The organism is Bacillus sp. FSL P2-0099, assembly GCF_038007445.1.
Lineage (GTDB): Bacteria > Bacillota > Bacilli > Bacillales > Bacillaceae_G > Bacillus_A > Bacillus_A mycoides.
Genome location: NZ_JBBOXE010000001.1, coordinates 4,559,287 through 4,578,603, shown reverse-complemented (window position 1 = coordinate 4,578,603; position 19,317 = coordinate 4,559,287). Strand labels below are relative to the sequence as shown.

The 19,317-nt window shown below is 36.1% G+C and carries 22 protein-coding genes; 14 read left to right on the top strand and 8 right to left on the bottom strand.

Going from position 1 to position 19,317, the window contains the following annotated elements; translation table 11 throughout:
* Positions 1-83: 83 nt before the first annotated feature.
* Positions 84-1,652, top strand: coding sequence for an amidohydrolase (locus tag MKY90_RS23695; protein WP_341092707.1), 1,569 nt, complete (start codon positions 84-86; stop codon positions 1,650-1,652).
* Between the two features lie 221 nt (positions 1,653-1,873).
* On the opposite strand, the gene MKY90_RS23690 is transcribed toward MKY90_RS23695, so the two are convergent.
* On the bottom strand, positions 1,874-2,677 hold the full coding sequence (locus MKY90_RS23690) for an NAD kinase (RefSeq protein WP_002015552.1): 804 nt from the start codon (positions 2,675-2,677) through the stop codon (positions 1,874-1,876).
* Between the two features lie 205 nt (positions 2,678-2,882).
* Between MKY90_RS23690 and MKY90_RS23685 the strand changes: the two genes are divergently transcribed.
* The 5 genes from MKY90_RS23685 (at position 2,883) to ackA (ending at position 7,256) form a co-directional block, all read left to right on the top strand.
* A complete protein-coding gene (locus tag MKY90_RS23685) occupies positions 2,883-3,521 on the top strand; it encodes a DUF2953 domain-containing protein (protein WP_002129404.1) in 639 nt (212 codons plus the stop codon).
* Between the two features lie 12 nt (positions 3,522-3,533).
* A complete protein-coding gene (gene ytfJ / locus MKY90_RS23680; RefSeq protein WP_000350005.1) occupies positions 3,534-3,929 on the top strand; it encodes a GerW family sporulation protein in 396 nt (131 codons plus the stop codon).
* Between the two features lie 135 nt (positions 3,930-4,064).
* Complete coding sequence (gene tpx, locus MKY90_RS23675; RefSeq protein WP_002015549.1) at positions 4,065-4,565, top strand: thiol peroxidase; 501 nt, start codon at positions 4,065-4,067, stop codon at positions 4,563-4,565.
* A gap of 211 nt (positions 4,566-4,776) precedes the next feature.
* A complete protein-coding gene (locus MKY90_RS23670) occupies positions 4,777-5,763 on the top strand; it encodes a class I SAM-dependent methyltransferase (RefSeq protein WP_063218485.1) in 987 nt (328 codons plus the stop codon).
* A gap of 299 nt (positions 5,764-6,062) precedes the next feature.
* The gene (gene ackA, locus MKY90_RS23665; RefSeq protein ID WP_002129402.1) at positions 6,063-7,256 is read left to right on the top strand and encodes an acetate kinase; all 1,194 of its coding nucleotides are present in this window, start codon (positions 6,063-6,065) and stop codon (positions 7,254-7,256) included.
* Positions 7,257-7,283: 27 nt separating this feature from the next.
* Here the strand turns inward: ackA and MKY90_RS23660 are convergent, their stop codons facing one another.
* Together MKY90_RS23660 and MKY90_RS23655 are read right to left on the bottom strand one after the other, a co-directional pair.
* Positions 7,284-7,718 (bottom strand): NUDIX hydrolase, encoded by a 435-nt coding sequence (locus tag MKY90_RS23660; protein ID WP_341092703.1) that lies wholly within the window; start codon positions 7,716-7,718, stop codon positions 7,284-7,286.
* Positions 7,719-7,789: 71 nt separating this feature from the next.
* Positions 7,790-8,425, bottom strand: a complete 636-nt coding sequence (locus tag MKY90_RS23655; RefSeq protein ID WP_341092701.1) for a DUF1796 family putative cysteine peptidase — start codon at positions 8,423-8,425, stop codon at positions 7,790-7,792.
* 137 nt (positions 8,426-8,562) lie between these two features.
* Here MKY90_RS23655 and MKY90_RS23650 point away from each other — a divergent pair, with 137 nt between their 5' ends.
* Positions 8,563-9,396, top strand: a complete 834-nt coding sequence (locus MKY90_RS23650; RefSeq protein WP_341092698.1) for an EcsC family protein — start codon at positions 8,563-8,565, stop codon at positions 9,394-9,396.
* A gap of 31 nt (positions 9,397-9,427) precedes the next feature.
* Here MKY90_RS23650 and MKY90_RS23645 read toward each other — a convergent pair whose 3' ends face one another.
* On the bottom strand, positions 9,428-10,090 hold the full coding sequence (locus MKY90_RS23645) for a YitT family protein (protein WP_002015542.1): 663 nt from the start codon (positions 10,088-10,090) through the stop codon (positions 9,428-9,430).
* Between the two features lie 856 nt (positions 10,091-10,946).
* On the opposite strand from MKY90_RS23645, the gene MKY90_RS23640 reads away from it, so the two are divergent.
* Positions 10,947-11,141, top strand: coding sequence for a hypothetical protein (locus MKY90_RS23640; protein ID WP_002034321.1), 195 nt, complete (start codon positions 10,947-10,949; stop codon positions 11,139-11,141).
* 28 nt (positions 11,142-11,169) lie between these two features.
* On the opposite strand, the gene MKY90_RS23635 is transcribed toward MKY90_RS23640, so the two are convergent.
* Positions 11,170-11,487: a hypothetical protein gene (locus MKY90_RS23635; protein ID WP_002129395.1), complete on the bottom strand. Its 318-nt coding sequence runs from the start codon at positions 11,485-11,487 to the stop codon at positions 11,170-11,172.
* A 167-nt stretch (positions 11,488-11,654) separates the two neighbouring features.
* Here MKY90_RS23635 and MKY90_RS23630 point away from each other — a divergent pair, with 167 nt between their 5' ends.
* From MKY90_RS23630 to MKY90_RS23620, 3 genes are all read left to right on the top strand, one after another.
* Positions 11,655-12,860 (top strand): argininosuccinate synthase, encoded by a 1,206-nt coding sequence (locus MKY90_RS23630; RefSeq protein WP_002088976.1) that lies wholly within the window; start codon positions 11,655-11,657, stop codon positions 12,858-12,860.
* On the top strand, positions 12,857-14,245 hold the full coding sequence (argH, locus tag MKY90_RS23625) for an argininosuccinate lyase (RefSeq protein ID WP_341092696.1): 1,389 nt from the start codon (positions 12,857-12,859) through the stop codon (positions 14,243-14,245). The genes MKY90_RS23630 and argH overlap by 4 nt, the downstream gene beginning before the upstream one ends.
* Positions 14,246-14,343: 98 nt before the next feature.
* Complete coding sequence (locus tag MKY90_RS23620) at positions 14,344-14,697, top strand: DUF3139 domain-containing protein (protein WP_063218480.1); 354 nt, start codon at positions 14,344-14,346, stop codon at positions 14,695-14,697.
* Between the two features lie 37 nt (positions 14,698-14,734).
* Here the strand turns inward: MKY90_RS23620 and MKY90_RS23615 are convergent, their stop codons facing one another.
* Both MKY90_RS23615 and MKY90_RS23610 read right to left on the bottom strand, forming a co-directional pair.
* The gene (locus MKY90_RS23615; protein WP_341092695.1) at positions 14,735-15,301 is read right to left on the bottom strand and encodes a DinB family protein; all 567 of its coding nucleotides are present in this window, start codon (positions 15,299-15,301) and stop codon (positions 14,735-14,737) included.
* A 97-nt stretch (positions 15,302-15,398) separates the two neighbouring features.
* A complete protein-coding gene (locus MKY90_RS23610) occupies positions 15,399-15,578 on the bottom strand; it encodes a hypothetical protein (protein ID WP_063218478.1) in 180 nt (59 codons plus the stop codon).
* Positions 15,579-15,822: 244 nt separating this feature from the next.
* Here MKY90_RS23610 and MKY90_RS23605 point away from each other — a divergent pair, with 244 nt between their 5' ends.
* The gene (locus tag MKY90_RS23605) at positions 15,823-16,530 is read left to right on the top strand and encodes a hypothetical protein (RefSeq protein ID WP_341093290.1); all 708 of its coding nucleotides are present in this window, start codon (positions 15,823-15,825) and stop codon (positions 16,528-16,530) included.
* 41 nt (positions 16,531-16,571) lie between these two features.
* Here the strand turns inward: MKY90_RS23605 and MKY90_RS23600 are convergent, their stop codons facing one another.
* Positions 16,572-17,030, bottom strand: coding sequence for a universal stress protein (locus MKY90_RS23600; protein WP_001066676.1), 459 nt, complete (start codon positions 17,028-17,030; stop codon positions 16,572-16,574).
* A 147-nt stretch (positions 17,031-17,177) separates the two neighbouring features.
* On the opposite strand from MKY90_RS23600, the gene MKY90_RS23595 reads away from it, so the two are divergent.
* Entirely contained in the window at positions 17,178-17,969 is a 792-nt protein-coding gene (locus MKY90_RS23595; RefSeq protein WP_341092691.1) for an SDR family oxidoreductase, read from the top strand.
* A gap of 214 nt (positions 17,970-18,183) precedes the next feature.
* Entirely contained in the window at positions 18,184-19,317 is a 1,134-nt protein-coding gene (gene ald, locus MKY90_RS23590) for an alanine dehydrogenase (protein WP_002015529.1), read from the top strand.

Below are 19,317 nucleotides of genomic sequence, written 5' to 3'. Positions count from 1 at the left end.
GGAAAAGTACCATTTTTAATCGAAATGGTGCTTTTTTTATACGAATGAATTTCGTAGACTAAAGGGAAAAGGGGGATGAGTATATGGGAGAAATTTGGTATGGCGGCACCATTTACACTATGCGAGAAGAGAATGAAAAAGTAGAAGCTATTTACGTTGAAAATGGCGTCATTGTTCATATAGGGAATAAAGAAGAGTTAGAAAACCGATATTCAGAAGTGAAGTTATATGACTTAAAAGGGAAAACGATGATTCCAGGGCTGGTTGATAGCCATATGCATCTTATTGGGCATGGGGAGAGGTTGCTTCGTCTAGATCTATCAAATTGCAAATCTTATAGCGAAGTACTTACTCTTGTTCAGAAGCGCGTAGAAGAAGCACCAAAAGGATCTTGGATTATCGGAGAAGGATGGAATGAAAATAATTTTACAGATACAAAACAAGTTCATGTACGTGATTTAGATGAAATCTCTAAAGAACATCCGATTTTATTAAAGCGTGTTTGTCGTCACGTGACATGGGTGAATTCATACATATTGCAAGAAGCGAACATAACAGAAGCGACGCAAGATCCAAAGGGCGGGAAAATTGGCCGTGATGCGTCAAATAATTTAACAGGACTTTTATATGAGCAAGGACAAGAGTTAATTAAACATGTTCAGCCCGAAATAGATGGAGTGTATTTGCAAAGTGCTCTGCAAACAGCGATTTCAGACTGCTGGCAATACGGACTCGTTGGCGGACATACGGAAGACTTAAATTATTATGGCGGCTTTCAAAAAACGTACAATGCGTTTTCACACGTTATAAAAGAAATGCGGTTTAAAGCGCATTTACTCGTTCACCATGAAGTAGCGAATGAACGAAAAGAATATGAAAATGAGCACTATATTGAATTTGGTGCGATGAAAATTTTTTCTGACGGCTCTTTTGGCGGAAGAACAGCTTTATTAAGTGAACCGTATGAAGATGCGAAGGAAACAAATGGAGTTGCCATTTTCTCACGTGAAGAGCTTGCAGGTTTAGTGAAAAAAGCACGAGATTTACATATGCCAGTTGCGATTCATACAATTGGTGATTTATCGCTTGAATATGTCATTGATGCGCTTGAATTACATCCACCAGCAGAAGGATTACGTGACCGTATTATTCATTGTCAGCTAGCTCGTGAAGAGTTGATTGAAAGAATGAAACAATTGCCAGCTATTATTGATATTCAACCAGTCTTTGTTTCATCGGATTTTCCATCAGTGATTGAAAAACTAGGAGAACGCCGTCTTCGTTATGCGTATGCTTGGAAGACGTTACTGGATGCAGGATTACACTGTAATGGAGGCTCTGATGCTCCAATTGAACAAGTGAATCCGTTTTTAGGTATATATAGTGCTGTTACACGTAGAAGTTTTATTGATGGTGTATGCTATATGCCAGAAGAAAGATTAACGGTATATGAGGCTGTTTTTTTATTTACAACAGGAAGTGCGTATGCAATTGGAAAAGAAGGAAAGCGAGGACAAATTACAAAAGGATATGAAGCAGACTTTACGATATTAGACCGCAATATTTTTGAAATTGAGGCGGAAGAAATAAAAGAAGTACAGGCAGAAATGACCGTCATTGATGGGAAGATTGTTTATAGAAAAGACGTGTGAAAATTTGAGGGAGCGGCTCCGAAAATACATTTTGGTGCTGCTTCCTCTTTTTAGATAGGTTGATGATGTCGGTAAATTGATATTTTGGGTAAAATCGTTGATATAATTTCATATACTGTTGTCCTGTTCCAAAATGTTTTGTGAAACAGCGTCAAGTTGCATTTGATAAATAAAAAACCCTCGAATTATGGAAATTCCATAATTCGAGGGTTTTTTGATTACTATAAAAATGTTCTCTGTACTTTTTCCCAGAAAGAGTTGTTTTTTAATTTAACAGTTTTAATTTGTTTATCGCTTAAACGAACAACGGCTTTTTCCACTTGTTTAATGCTAAGTGCTTCGTTATCCATTCCGATAACAGGATAATCATTTCCATCTGGTTTAAGTGTTAAAGTTAACGTACGCTCGTGATTTAAAAGGAACGGTGACCCGAGTGTACGGTATGTGTTGTTATTTAAAGATGCTAGTTCGCTTACTTGGAAACATGGGATAAGTGGATCGACAACTGCACCATGTAATGATTTATTGTAAGCGGTACTTCCTGTTGGTGTGGAGATAACTAATCCATCACCTCTAAAGGTTTCGAAATGTAAATTGTCGACGTGTACATCTACGACAAATGTTTTAATGATACTAGAGCGTAATGTGAATTCATTTAAACAATGGAAAGATGTACCGTGATCTACATCTACTTTAATTGTTGGATATTTTCGCACTTCAATTTCGTTTTTTGTAATTTCTTGAAGGGCTGTATCAACGTGATCGATGTGGAAATCGCAGTAGAAAGAAATTTCATCTTTCGTAGAAATACCTGCGTATAAGCAATCTTCTCTAAAGCCGGTTTTACGAACGGCTTGTAAGAAAGTCCCATCATCTCCAACGCTGACGATAGCGTTTGCATTTTTTGGATGATCTAATATGGTAAATCCATTCTCCTCTAAAATACGATATACTGGTTTCATTTTTTCAACGAGCGTTACTTTGTCATCACCATAAAAGAAAAATAAATTGCGACGATTTGCCATTATGTATCCCTCCACTGCAGTTAAATTTTCTAGTCTTAGTGCTACATATCGTCAGAGTATGTTTCTGGATGATATGTTCAAATAGTATATTTCGATATAAATTGTCAAAATTCCTTTTTGTTTTTAGAAAAATTTTTATATTCAATTTTATCAAAGTCTGTTTAATGATGAATAAACTTGTCGATAATGGGTATGGAGTGAAAGGATGGTACGAATGAAGTGGCTCGTAATTGGAATGATAATTCTTCTACTTTTTATTTTGCTTATACTATTATCGAAAATATCGCTTAAGGTGACGTTTTTATATTCAGAAATGGAAAAACAATGTTTGTTTCAAGTGAAAATATGGATGATTCGATATACGTTTGATGTATTGGAAAGAATTGAAAAACAGCAGAAGAAGACAGGACAAAAAATTAAAAAAGCTGAAGAGGACGGCGGAATAGATAATAAAATTATGGCACAACTCGATAGTATAGGGGAACTGATAAAAAAGCTTCAAGACGTTCATACTATTGTTAAAGATTTTCTCAAAAGAGTGAAAATCAATGGTTGGAAATGGCATACGCAAATTGGAGCAGGCGACGCGGCTAGTACTGGAATTGTCACTGGATATGCATGGGGGACAAAAGGAATGGCTGCTGGAGTTGTAGGACAATATATGCATATTGTCGACGTACCAGAATTTGAAATTACTCCTGTTTTTCAAGGAAAGGGATTTGCATCAAGATGCGAGTTAACGGCATCTTTTCGTATATTCCGTACTGTAAAAACAGCGATAAAATTACTCATGTTTATGAGAAAGCAAAAATCTGGTATGACAGAAAAATCTGTTCAAGCATAGGGGGGATATAGAATGGACCATCCAATTCAAGGTTTAATGACAACCGCAATGCAGCATTTAAAACAAATGACTGATGTAAATACAATTGTTGGTGACCCAATTAAAGCGGCAGATGGAAGTGTAATTCTTACAGTTTCGAAAGTCAGTTTTGGATTTGCTGCTGGTGGAAGTGAATTTGGTAAAGTAGAACATTCAGGCCGTCATCCATTTGGCGGGGGAAGTGGTGGAGGAGTTTCTATTAATCCTGTTGCCTTTCTTGTTATAAATGGAGAAGGTGTGAAAGTATTACACTTAGATAAGCAAACACACGTCATCGATAAAATAATTGAATTAGCGCCACAAGCTGTTGATAAAGTGAAAGAAATGATGGATAAACGAAAAGAAGATGATCCTGAATTTCAAATTTAACGAATAAAGAAGCTGATCAGTGGATTAGCTTCTTTAATTTTTTTGTAAATAAAGCGATTTTATTTGCATTATCGATAGGGACAAACTATCATTTACATTGTACATATTTTGTTTAAAATAAGGGAGGATTTTTAAGTGGCAAATGTAACTTTTAAAGGTAACCCAATGACTTTAGTTGGAACAGAAGTTAAAGTTGGCGATCAAGCGCCTAACTTCCAAGTATTAGCAAATGACTTATCTCCAGTAAGTTTAGAAACATACAAAGGTGAAGTGAAATTAATTAGTGTTGTACCTTCAATCGACACAGGTGTATGTGATGCACAAACTCGTCGTTTTAACGAAGATGCAGCAGGTATTGAAAACGCGAAAGTATTAACAATTAGCGCTGATTTACCATTCGCTCAAAAACGCTGGTGTGCAGCAAACGGTTTAGAAAATGTTGTAACACTTTCTGATCACCGTGACCTTTCATTCGGTGAAGCTTACGGCTTAGTAATGAAAGAACTTCGTTTACTTGCTCGTGCAGTATTCGTAGTAGATAGCAATGACAAAGTAGTTTACGCAGAATACGTAGGCGAAGGTACAAGCCATCCAAACTATGAAGCAGCATTAGAAGCAGCTAAATCTGCGAAGTAATGCAAATGAAGACGACCTCTCATTAAAGTTTTACTTTAGAAGAGGTCGTCTTTTCTCATGTATTGTTAACTGAACCAATATATGAGAAAAGACGTTACATCATAAACAACTTGAAGGGGAGCTCTTTGCAAGAGGTCGCTTTTTCTTTTGGGAAAAATTTAGATTATGGTATGATATAAGTTATGTGTAAAAGAGAGAAGGAGGAATGTACGTGAGTCAGGCAGTAGAAACATTATTTTCTATTTTTGATTCTTCTACGGTAGTTTTACGTAAAGAATTAGATGTAACATATTTAGAGGCGCTTGTAGAAACAGGTGATAACTTGTTTGAAGGAGCGATTTTACAAGAGGAATTATCCGAATCAACAATTGAAAGGTTGAATCGTGAATATAGTACGTTTAATGAAGAAACATATAAAGGGGAAGAAATTCGTAAAGCATTTCAGCTAGCCATTTTAAAAGGAATGAAAGAGGGCGTACAAGCGAATCACGAAATGACGCCAGATGCAGTTGGAATGTTCATGAGCTACTTATTCCATAAATTTATGCAAGGTCAAAAAGAAATTACTGTTTTAGACCCTGCAATTGGAACTGGTAACTTAATGACTACATTGTTTAATAGCGCCAAAGAAGAACTAACAATGAGTGGATTTGGTGTAGAAGTGGATGAGGTGTTAATTAAACTTGCTTTAGTAAATGCAAATTTACAAAAGCATGCAATCGAATTCTTCCACCAAGATGGACTAGCACCACTTTATATTGATCCAGTTGATGCAGTCGTTTCAGATTTACCAATTGGTTATTATCCAAATGAAATTGTTGCAAGTGAATATACATTAAAAGCAGATGAAGGAATGTCATATGCACATCACTTATTTATTGAACAAAGTGTGAAACATACGAAAGAAGGCGGGTATTTATTCTTCTTAGTACCAAACTTCATTTTTGAAAGTGATCAAGCGCCAAAGCTACATGCATTCATTAAAGAGACATGCTTTATTCAAGGATTATTACAGCTTCCTGTTTCCATGTTTAAAAACGAGAAAAATGCAAAAAGTATATTTGTTCTCCAAAAGAAAGGCCAAGGTGTAACAATGCCGAAACAGGCACTACTAGTGGAATTACCTAAATTCTCTAACATGAAGGCTATGGAGAACATTATGGAGCAATTGAATACTTGGTTTGCAACACATAAATAATACGATATATATGTAACAGGGTTAGTAATTAATGTAGTACAGTTTTATAGGATATGTAATGTTTTTTAATATATACAAGATTTAACTGAATTTTTTTGAAATCTGTAATATATTTTTTTTCTTGGTGTTATAATTTTTTCACTTGAAATATATGTCGGACGATGTTTAAATTAAAATCGTGAGTATAAAATTTACTAATGATGAAACGTTTTCATAATGAGTGAATTTAATTAGATAAAATCGAGCGGTTTGTGGAATGATCCACACAACTACCAAGAGAAAAAGGGGCGAAAGACTAGATGTCAAAAATCATCGCGATTAACGCAGGAAGCTCTTCCTTAAAGTTCCAATTATTTGAAATGCCAAGTGAAACAGTATTAACAAAAGGTTTAGTAGAACGTATCGGTTTAGAAGATAGTATCTTCACTATTACTGTAGATGGCGAAAAACAAAAAGAAATTACAAACATCCCAGATCATGCAGTAGCAGTTAACATGCTTCTTAAGAAATTAACTGAAAACGGAATCGTAAAATCTCTTGATGAGATTGGCGGTATCGGTCACCGTGTTGTACACGGCGGCGAAAAATTTGCTGATTCTGTTTTAATTGATGCTGAAGTATTAGCTGATATCGAAGAATTAAGCGATTTAGCACCACTTCACAACCCAGCAAACCTTGTTGGTATTAAAGCATTCCAAGAAGTACTACCAAACGTACCAGCAGTAGCAGTATTTGATACAGCATTCCACCAAACAATGCCGGAATCTGCATTCCTATACAGCTTACCATATGAATACTATGAGAAATTTGGCATCCGTAAATACGGTTTCCACGGAACTTCTCATAAATACGTAACAGAGCGTGCGGCTGAATTATTAGGTCGTCCACTTGAAAGCTTAAGCCTACTTTCTTGTCACTTAGGTAACGGTGCAAGTATCGCAGCAGTAGAAGGTGGTAAGTCTATCGATACTTCTATGGGCTTCACTCCACTTGCTGGTGTAACAATGGGTACACGTTCTGGTAACATTGACCCTGCGTTAATTCCATACATCATGGAAAAAACAGGCCAAACTGTAGAAGAAGTAGTTAGCGTATTAAACAAGAAGAGTGGTATGTTAGGTCTTACTGGTTACTCTAGTGACCTACGTGACATCATTGCGAAAGAAGAAGAAGGCGACCACCGTGCGAAAGTAGCACTTGACGTGTTCGTGAGCCGTATCCATAAATACATCGGTTCTTACACAGCTCGTATGAAAGGCGTTGACGCTATCATCTTTACAGCTGGTGTAGGTGAAAACAGTGCAATTATTCGTGAGCGCGTATTAGAAGGCCTTGAGTACATGGGCGTATACTTCGACGTAAAACGCAATAACGTATTCGGTGAAGAAGCATTCATCAGCTTCCCACACTCTCCAGTAAAAATTATCGTAATTCCAACTGACGAAGAAGTTATGATTGCTCGTGACGTATTACGTCTTGGAGATATTGGTTAATATACTATATGAAAAAAAGACGAGATCCTATAGGATCTCGTCTTTTTTCTTTTGGATATATTTCAAAATTCCATCCGGATATAGTAATTTTTCTTTTTGAATGAATGCAGTGAGGGAAATCCATTTTGCATATGACAGTGTTTGTTCATCTGATATATTCAGTATTTCCATTTCATATAGTGACATGTCTAATAAGCATAAAGAATATAGCTGAATGATTTCATGACCAATTTCTCCATCTAGATGAAAGATGTTTTCTAAGCAGCCTAAATAATTGGTGATTTCCACTTCTGTGTGAAGCTCTTCTTGAAATTCGCGAATAACAGTATGTGCTGATTTTTCACCAAGTTCAATTGATCCGCCAAGAGGTCGGTAATATGTTTCATCGCCTGTATGATATTCTTGTACGAGAAGGCGACCGTGATGTATAGCGATGCCAAAAGCTTTTGCACGTGGATACATATATAATCACTCCTTATTTATTTTGTATAAGGATGATTATAAGGCAGGGTGTGATAAAAGGTGACGTGTATTTAAGCGTTTGGCCGAATTGTGATGCCATTAAATAAGTCATTCCAAAATGCTTCATTGTACTGGTATATATCCATCACTGGGCATTTTATAACACAAATATTTTGTAATCCCCAATCTTCTTGGGCGATAGTTGGTACATCTTTAGGAATGAGTAATAGGACAGAGAATGTATGTTTAACTATTTGAGATAAAATTTGTTCCAAGGAACGTGCTTCTTCGTATGTTCCTCCCGTTCGAATAAACAATGTGGATTCTGCCGTTTCGATTGTAGTTAGAAAACGATTAATTCGATGCTCATAGTTTAACTTAATTTCTGTATAAGAAGGCCAGGATGTTGGTGTGTTTACATCTGTTTTAAAGTCGTGACAGGAGTCGATTTCATATAGGTTGTCACGGAGTCTTAATTTCGCATCATCATCCCAAAATGAGATGAAGGATAAGTTTTCGAACTGTAAAAAACGGTCAAATCGATTTTGTAATAATAAATTCACTTTTTCTAATGAAGGGCTTAGCATAAAATCGATAACACCAAAAAATGGTGATAATTCGAATTGATATAAAGCCCAAGCAGGCCAGCAGTTTTGTCCTAAGCTGAATACTGCATTATATTCTTTTTTTATATTGGATAGATTCATGTGATTCATCTCATCCTTTTTGCTAATATTTTATGTCACTAAAAAATGGTATGTGAATAAAGATAGACAAGCATATTTGCAAAGAAGAAGCAGAAATATGTTACAATAGAAAAAAATCGAACGAGGTGGTTGTTACGATGCGATCGAAGCGAGAACAAGCCATTTTAGACAATATAAAAGAGTGGGAAGGGCAATTAGTAGAGCAAGAAGCGACCGATTTTCAAAAGATGTTTGATAAGTGGTTGCATACGACAATTGCGAAACTGCCTGAGAAAAAACGAAAAGACTTTTTTACGAAAGCAGATGGATGGCTCTTTCATTTGCATGCGCTTATTCAAAGTTCACAATCACAGCTAGATGCACGTAATCGTATTTTAGGAACGTCGAGATTATTTGATGAATCGATTGAGCAACTTGAAGATTTGAAGGCGTTATCTATTGATCAATTAACATACATAGCAGAGCAGCAAACAGCACGTCATCGTCTATATTCATTCGTACAAGGCGGAGCAACAGGTGCTGGTGGTTTATTATTATTAACGGCTGATTTTCCGGTTATGATTGCGTTAAATGTGAAGGCTGTCCAACTTGTTGCGACATCATTTGGGCATGATGTGAACAAGCCGTATGAAATGATGCTTGCGTTAAAGGTATTCCATGCAGCATTATTGCCGGCGAGACTTCAGCAATATGCATGGTACAATTTACTGAGAGAACTCGAACAAGAGGATTCATTCTTCTATGAAGGAGACGAAGCAGTATTAAAGCCAGCTTCTACTGAGGTTGTGTTAAAACAAATTTTGAAGGCGTTTTCGATTTATGCTCTTCGTCGTAAAGTATTCCAAGGCATTCCTGTACTCGGAATGGCGATTGGCTCTACAGTGAACTATCGCTTAACGAGGAATGTTACTGAATTTGCAAATAAGTTTTATCAAGTACGCTACATATTAGAAAAAGAAAAGAGAGCATGAAAAAAAGCGAGAGGCCGAAGCCTTTCGCTTTTTAGTTTGTCGCATGTTTTTTGGATATTGGAATAGAAACGGGTTGCTTTGCTGCTTTCTTTTCTGTTTTTGGATAGTAAATTAAATCCAATGTTTTTGCCTGTACGGCAATCGAAAGAATAGTAAAAGCAATTTCTGTCCAATTTAAATAATATAATGAAAGCGCAAGAACAATCGCGTCAAAGACGAAGAAAATTTGCCCAATTGTAAACCGAGTTCGTTTACTTAATATAATTGTTAAAATATCGTCTCCACCGGTTGCACCGCCAAATCGCAATATAAAACCGAGTCCAATACCAGCTAACGCACCGCCAACTACTGCAGCTACAAATAAATTATTTGATAAATCTACCGTAAAAGGAGAATAATTTTCCATAAGGGAATAAAATACTCCAAATGAAAGTGAACCTAAGAATGAATAGCCAACCATTTTTCTACCTAAAAATGAAGCACATAGTAAAATAATAGGGATATCCATTACTACAGTTGAAATAGATGGTGAAATATCATAAAAATTTTGGATAAATAGTGCAATACCTACAAAGCCACCTTCTGTTAAGTGGTTTTGGAAGTGAATGTGATATAGCGCTGCTGCTAATATAAATGAACCGATTAAAACCATAAAAACTTCTTTAATAATTTGTCGACTTTGGATGTTCCTCATCGTTATTCCTTCTTTCCGTAGTTAGTAGTCCTTTTGGTGTTGTAAACTAACTACGAGCTCACATGTAGCTTTCAGTTAGTTTACGAAAAAAACTAACTACGCTATATGTCGCTGAAGAAATAACGAATAATCCTCTCGTCCATCAATTCTCCCTACCTTCGTTTTAGTTTAAGTCTTAAAGCGACTAAACAAAACGGGGAGTAGGATTCTTCATTTAGCAATCCTGCTCTTCTTTGTTTTGTTTAGCTAGTAACAATTAAGTCCTAAACAAAACGCTATGTGTAAGAAGAGTCTTTTTTTTGCCAAATTATCCTTCGGGCAATCATAATTTCCCCACTCTCGTATTTTTTTCGCTAGACTAAAGTATCTGAGCTGAAAAATACGCTACGTGTATGATTCGTCAATACGATGCCACATGCTCCTTCGAGCGATCATGATATCAAAATCCCTTCCTTCAAGATTTATATTATTATATCATACTTTCAAAAAATACATGCGGATGGAAACCGACAATAACCGGAGGGAATCTACAAAAAATGTTATGTTTAAATATTTTTGTAGAAAAGCCTAAGTGATTTTGCAGGATTGGACAACTTTTAGAAGTTTGTCCAATAAGTAAGAAAAGAAGGGTTTTTATTCAATTGTATTGTTCTCATCACTTTTATCTTTAAAAAATGCATCCCAGCTAATGATACTTAAAAAAGTTAAAGCGATAATAATGAAAGCTCGCATAAGTTTGAGACCTCCTTTTGTACATAGTATATGAATAATTTGTTTCGGAATGTGTCATTTTTTTACAAGCTCTAACTATTATGAGAGTATATTAATATAGATAGATGAGGGGGAGAATGGAGATATGCTAAAAGACATGTTTAAAAGAAAAGAATTAAAATGTGTTTCATGTCAGAAAAAGATTCAATATGAAGAAGAGCTAGTTGCTTTTGTAAAGTTGCCGAAAGAAAGAAGTATATTAGTAGGCCCGTTTGATGTATGTTTAGCAAAAACGGCACAAGAAATATATTGCAAAGCTTGTTACGACAAAAAAGCATGACCCAAATTAATTGAGGGGCATGCTTTTTTCATTGGTGTGCTTTTCCCTCAGATACGTTTTGGGTTAGACGATACCAAAGCCAAAGATCGTTAATAATTGAAGCAAGATCGGCAATTTCTGAATTTAGCTTGCAAGAAATTCCAAAGTCTTCTTCGTTATTTAAGTGGTGTTGTTTAGCGTTAATATGGTGCTCAAGTTCCTTTATGCGATCAGGTATTTTTCCGCGAACTTGCTCCCATTTTAATAAAATAGAATGCTGCGCTTGTTCAGAGATGTCTTCCCATTTTTCTTGTATGTTCGGTACTTCAATTCCTAGATGTTCATTGTATATAAAATACTTTTTCATAGACACCCCTCCATTTTCCTTCCTCTATTTTACATAAAAAAAGAAAGAAGTTCGACGGAATTGTTTGAAAAAAATTTATAAATTCCCCTTGATTCATTTTATGAAAGGTGATAAAGTTTGGATTATTATAAGGAAAAATGAATATTTATTCTTTAGGGGGATGCAAAATGGAGAAGAAAAAAGTTGTATTAGCATATTCCGGAGGTCTTGATACTTCCGTTGCAATTAAATGGTTACAAGAGAAAAATTATGATATTATCGCGCTTTGCTTAGATCTAGGGGAAGGTAAAGACTTAGCGTTTGTAAAAGAAAAAGCACTTTCAGTAGGTGCAATTAAATCATATATGATTGATGTTCAAGAAGAATATGCGAATGAATATGCATTGATAGCGATGCAAGCTCACACGTTATACGAAGGGAAATATCCTCTTGTCTCTGCATTATCTCGTCCGCTTATTGCAAAGAAATTAGTAGAAATTGCAGAGCAGGAAGGCGCAAGTGCAGTTGCACATGGATGTACAGGAAAAGGGAATGACCAAGTTCGTTTTGAAGTTTCTATTCAAGCGTTGAATCCATATTTAGAAGTTATTGCGCCTGTACGTGAATGGAAATGGTCACGTGAAGAAGAAATTGCATATGCAAAAGAAAATGATATACCGATTCCAATTAATTTAGATAGCCCGTTTTCAATCGATCAAAACTTATGGGGACGCAGCAACGAATGTGGAATTTTAGAAGATCCATGGGCAGCGCCGCCAGAAGACGCATACGAGATGACGTTGGCATTAGAAGATACACCGAATAAACCAGAGTTTGTAGAAATCGGATTTGAAGCAGGGGTACCGACGACTTTAAACGGCACTGCATACCCACTCTCAGAACTAATTAAAACGTTAAATGCACTTGCTGGAAAACATGGCGTGGGACGTATCGACCATGTAGAAAATCGCCTTGTCGGTATTAAATCTCGTGAAGTATATGAATGCCCAGCAGCAATGACATTAATAACAGCGCATAAAGAACTTGAAGATTTAACACTTGTGAAAGAGGTCGCTCATTTCAAACCGATGATTGAGCAAAAACTAACAGAATTAATTTATAACGGTTTATGGTTCTCACCTTTAAAACAAGCGCTCAATGCTTTCTTACAAGAAACGCAAAAAAATGTAACAGGTACAGTACGTGTGAAATTATTTAAAGGTCATGCGATTGTAGAAGGGCGTAAATCTGAGTACTCTTTATACGATGAAAAATTAGCAACGTATACTGCCCAGGATGAATTTAATCATGATGCAGCAGTTGGATTCATTTCATTATTCGGTTTACCTACGAAAGTATACAGTCAAGTGAATCAAAAGAAGGTGGAAGCGTGAGCAAACTTTGGGGCGGACGTTTTACAGAAGAAGCGGAAGCGTGGGTTGAAGAGTTTGGAGCATCCATCTCCTTTGATCAACAATTAGTAAATCAAGATATAAAAGGGAGTATCGCACATGTAACGATGTTAGCAAAGCAAGACATTGTTACGAAAGAAGAAGCAGAGAAAATAAAGATAGGGCTTCAATATTTACTAGAGGAAGCGAAACAAAATAAATTGAATTTCTCAGTCGAGGCTGAGGACATTCATTTAAATATTGAAAAGATGTTAATTGAAAGAATCGGTGAAGTAGGAGGGAAACTTCATACAGGCCGAAGCCGTAACGATCAAGTAGCGACAGATATGCATTTGTATTTAAAAGAAAAAGTAGAAGATATTATAAAAGCTACAAAACAATTGCAAACTGTTCTTGTTCATCAAGCGGAAAATAACATTGAAACAATTATGCCCGGCTATACGCACTTGCAACGTGCACAGCCGATTTCATTTGCGCATCATATTCTTGCTTACTTTTGGATGTTAGAGCGCGATGTGAATCGTTATGAAGATTCGTTAAAGCGTATTAACATTTCACCATTAGGAGCAGGAGCACTAGCTGGTACAACATTCCCGATTGACCGAGAATATAGTGCGGAGCTTCTCGGATTTAATGGAATCTATGAAAATAGTTTAGATGCGGTAAGCGATCGTGATTTCATATTAGAGTTTTTAAGTAACTCATCTATGCTTATGATGCACTTATCACGCTTTTGCGAAGAACTTATTTTATGGAGTAGCCAAGAATTTCAATTTATTGAAATGAGCGATCAATACGCAACAGGAAGCAGTATTATGCCGCAGAAGAAAAATCCGGATATGGCGGAACTTATTCGTGGTAAAACGGGCAGAGTATACGGTAATTTATTCAGTTTACTTACAGTAATGAAAGGATTGCCGCTCGCTTACAATAAAGACTTACAAGAAGATAAAGAAGGAATGTTTGATACAGTGAAAACAGTAGAAGGATGCCTTCATATTATGGCAGGCATGCTTGAAACGATGACTGTAAACAAAGAAAAAATGGGGCAAGCTGTGACGCAAGACTTCTCTAACGCAACAGAAATTGCCGACTATTTAGCAAGCAAGGGACTGCCGTTCCGTCAAGCTCATGAAATTGTCGGAAAACTAGTTCTTCATTGTACGCAAAAAGGAATCTATTTATTAGATGTACCACTTGAAACGTATAAAGAAATGAGTCCGTTATTTGAAGAAGATTTATATGAAGTTCTTTCACCTTATGCAGCTGTAAAGCGTCGTAACAGTGCTGGCGGGACAGGATTTGAGCAGATTGAAAAGGCTTTGGAGAAGGCGAAGGGGGTAACTAAAGAAGTTATTAGGAATTGAGTTGGAAAGTACGCCAGTCTGTGAAAGTCTGGCGTACTTTCTTTTTTACTAGTGTGTAAGTTATAGTATAGTGAAAAAACACAATTTAGGGGGAATTTATGAAAAAAATAGTATTTATCATTTTACTGTTAATTAGCTTAATTGCAAACGTGAAAGTATTTCTTTTGGACAAATATATGTTTGTTGGTGAAAAAGAAAAGCGAGAAGAAGCGATTATCGCAACGATGTGGCACTTGCAAGAGAAAGGATATAAAGAAAGTGATATTTCATACATAAAACCGGCCTTTTATAGTAAAATCGGTTCTTACGGTATGAATGTACAGTTTAAAGATGAACCAAATGAATCGTATACATATAGAGTTTCGAAAGATGCTAAAACAAATAAAATAACTGTACACCAAGATAGCAATGAGCCAGGTGGTATGGGTGGGAAGCATCAAGAGCTTAAATAGATATAGGAGACTGCTGATAAGTAATATGAGCAGTCTTTTATATTTTTAGAAGGGAGTCGAGCATTTTATAGTTGTTCTTCATAATGCTAAAATGATGCTTCTCATGAATCGCTAATAGTTGGATAGATTGAATAAGGTTAGGATAGTGAGCAATTGGATCTAAAAATACGATATGTCCTGCAATATCTTCTTCTATATTTTGAACTAGTTTTTTTATTTCATCTGTTTCACGTGAAAGTAATTCTTCTAATTCGTTTACATTCATAGAGTAATAGACTTTTTTTGAAGGGATTAAAATCCAAGGAGCTTTCATTCCTTTACCGTGTTTTTCTTTATATTCGGCATAAATGTCCTGCATGTCAGTTGCAAATGGAGCGTTTTTTCTTAGTTTGGCATAAGGGATAAGAGTGAAAGAGAATTTAATCGCTACTTTTAGCATCCTTGCAATTAAATATAAGTGATAAAAGTGTTCACCAATAGACCATTTTCCGTCCTCTTTTCTATGCCATAGTTGTTCTTGTGAAAGTGAATGAAGCTCAGGAAGGAACTGGTTTCTTTGCACATGTAATGTGTGAAAATGTTTTGAGATATTTTCAGATTTCATATTCTGGTATCCTCTGCGTTTTTTCCTAATTATAACATTTTTCGTATAGATGTAATTAAGCCTAGAGCAATATGTTCTAGGCTTAAAGTTTCATTGATTAATCATACTTGTGTCGATCTTCCGTAATCCGAATGTATTCAATATCCATTAAATCTCGAAGCAATGCACCGTGACTTAGTTCAACACCATGTTTTTCTTTAAAATGCTCGCGAATCGTATTTAACATTTCGAGTTCTGTATCGTTCATATCTAAAATAATACGTTCATAATCATCCATGTAGCATCCTCCTTTTCTAAACACATATATTTTGTCCGTCTATTTCTAAAAAATGTATGTTAATGTAATGTTAGGTAATGAGAAAGGAATGGAAGATGAGACGTATTTACCCCGCATTAACGGGCAGTAAGACCCCCACCTCAAAATTCAGCGAAAGCAAAGAAGTTAGGTGGGGGATCAACTGCCCGTAAAAGCCCGATTGGTTCAACTAATAATCAGTGGGGGATGAACAAAACCCCCACTGATTAAAGTTTCACTTTATTTTGTAGGGTTAATTTTGTACACGCTAATTGTATTACACGCTGCATTCCCAGAAGTATTTTCATTTGAGAATGTAGAAACAATACACGTTGCGATATTTATCTTTACTCTATTTGTAGTAGATTGCTGTATTTCTGTATGGCTTTCTAGAAAAAAGAAAGTACAAGAAGTAAAAGATAAAAAAGAAATAGAACGGAAAAAGAGAAAACGTTCATTTTGGATGACAACGTATTGTTTTTCTTTAGTGATTGCTGCTGCATTTTTTAGTGAGCATATTCCACTAGAAAGATTGGATATTGAATTTTGGGCAATTGTATTTGCATGTTATTTTTTTATGCATTTTCTTCCTTATATGAAAGAAAGGCGAGGAGTAGAGGAAGATCCGATTGAAGAAGAAGTGAGAGAACAAGAGAGTAAGAGAATAGAAGAAGACATAAAGAAACTTGGCGAACAAAAGTGGTATTTAAAATCAAAAATTATATATGTTCTTTGCTTCATTACGCCGCCAATCGGTTATGTGTATGTTTTCTTACTTCGTAAAAAAATGACAGAAGATGCAAAGCAAACGTACTTAATTGTTGCGACGATAATGATGGCGCTATGGTCTTTGAAATTCCTTCCGCCGTATGTGTTGGCAGGTACCGTTGTTGTTGTAGCTTGTCTTGTATTTATAGTGAAGTTTGTGAAATGAAAAACACCAAGCCTATGTGGACTTGGTGTTTTATTTATAAATTAAAGATCACCTTGCTCCTCGTCACCACGAACAACAAGGACATCGCATTTCGCATAGCGAATAATATGTTCAGAGACGCTACCAATTAGGAAACGTTCTACAGCATTTAAACCAGTTGCACCACACATAATTAAATCCACTTTATGGTTTGGAGCGATTTCTTTTGAAATTTTAGATTTAGGATTACCAAATTCTAATACAGTTTCCACTTTTTCAAGACCAGCTTCAAGCGCAGTTTTTTTGTAGTCTTCTAATAAGTCTTCTGCAAATAGATTTGCACGTTCAGCAATTGCGCGGCTATAAGCCTCTACTGCTGAGTATGCTTTTACATCAACGATATGAGCAATTGTTAATGTTGCGTTGTTTCGTTTTGCAACTTGAATTGCTTTTTTAAAGGCTTTTTCTGCTTCTTTAGAACCGTCCACCGCAATTAAAATATTTGTATATGTATTATTCATAGTAAATTCCTCCCAATCATTTTTATTACCGTTTACAACTTTATTATAAAACAAATTTTGGTAATGTGCTTGTCGGAAACGTTACAGAATTTTGAAAACTTTGCCTTAATTCATTTTAGTTGTAATTGAAGCGAGAACTTGTTACATATGGAGTATAGCAATTTAAAAGGAGGCATGTTTGTGAGACACGCGCTCATTACAGCCGGTACGAAAGGTTTAGGAAAGCAAGTAACAGAAAAGTTATTGGATAAAGGATATTCAGTAACAGTAACATATCATAGCGATACAAGTGCTATGGAAACAATGAAAGAAACATATAAAAATATGGAAGAACGTCTACAGTTCGTGCAAGCTGATGTCACGAAAAAGGAAGATTTACATAAAATAGTAGAAGAAGCGATGAGCCGTTTTGGCAAAATTGACTTCTTAATTAATAATGCTGGTCCTTACGTATTTGAAAGGAAAAAATTAGTCGATTACGAAGAAGACGAATGGAATGAAATGATCCAGGGTAATTTAACAGCGGTGTTTCATTTATTAAAACTTGTCGTACCGATTATGAGAAACCAGCAATTTGGCCGTATTATTAACTATGGATTTCAAGGGGCAGATAGCGCGCCTGGATGGATTTATCGTTCAGCCTTTGCAGCTGCGAAAGTCGGACTTGTTTCTTTAACGAAAACAGTCGCATACGAAGAAGCTGAATACGGTATTACTGCGAATATGGTATGTCCTGGTGATATAATTGGTGAAATGAAAGAGGCAACGATTGAAGAAGCACGAAATCTGAAAGGTAGTAACACACCCATTGGTAGATCTGGAACAGGGGAAGATATCGCGAGAACCATTTCGTTTTTATGTGAGGACGATTCTGATATGATTACTGGCACGATTATTGAAATAACAGGCGCTGTTGATGTTATTCATAGACATCGATAGAATTAAATAAAGTGAAGTTTCGAATAATTGGACAGTTTATCCTTTATACTGAGAGGTACGGATAATACTGTCCTTTCATGTAAGATTAAATCTATCGGAAAACTTGTATTAATTTTTTGTCAAATATTGAGATATTATGTTAGAATATAAGAGTATAGAAAGCGCTTTAAAAAATGATTCAGGGGTCATTTCATAACTCAAGGGGGAACTAATAATGCGTATCGGTATTCCAACAGAAATTAAAAACAATGAAAACCGCGTGGCAATGACGCCAGCGGGAGCTGTACATTTAGTACAAAATGGTCATGAAGTTTTTGTTCAAAAAGGATCAGGTGTAGGATCAGGCTTTACAGATGAAGAATACGTACAAGCTGGTGCGAAACTTGTTGAAACTGCTGAAGAAGCATGGAATCAAGATATGGTTATGAAGGTAAAAGAGCCAGTTGAAAGTGAATACGGTTATTTCCGCGAAGGTTTAATTTTATTCACATACTTACACTTAGCTCCAGAGCCAGAATTAACGAAAGCATTAATTGATAACAAAGTGGTATCAATTGCATACGAAACAGTACAATTAGACAATCGTTCTTTACCATTACTTGCACCTATGAGTGAAGTAGCTGGTCGTATGTCTGCGCAAATCGGTGCACAGTTCCTTGAGAAAAACAAAGGTGGTAAAGGTATTTTACTTGCAGGTGTTCCAGGGGTGAAACGCGGTAAAGTAACAATTATCGGCGGTGGTCAAGCTGGTACAAACGCAGCGAAAATTGCAGTAGGTTTAGGTGCAGATGTAACAATCATCGACTTAAGTGCAGAACGTCTTCGTCAATTAGATGACATTTTCGGAAACCAAGTGAAAACGTTAATGTCTAACCCGTATAACATTGCAGAAGCTGTAAGAGAATCTGACCTTGTAATCGGTGCAGTATTAATCCCAGGTGCAAAAGCGCCAAAACTTGTAACAGAAGAAATGATTCAATCAATGGAACCAGGTTCTGTCGTTGTAGATATCGCGATTGACCAAGGTGGTATTTTCGAAACAACTGACCGTATTACAACTCACGACAACCCAACTTATGAGAAACATGGTGTTGTTCATTATGCAGTTGCAAATATGCCAGGTGCGGTTCCACGTACATCAACTCTTGCATTAACAAACGTAACAGTACCATATGCAGTACAAATTGCTAACAAAGGCTACAAAGAAGCTTGCCTAGGCAACACTGCATTATTAAAAGGTATTAACACATTAGATGGCTACGTAACATTCGAAGCAGTTGCAGAGGCGCACAGCTTACAATATGCAGATGCAAAAGAGCTTCTTGAAAAAGCTCCTGCTTTATCATAA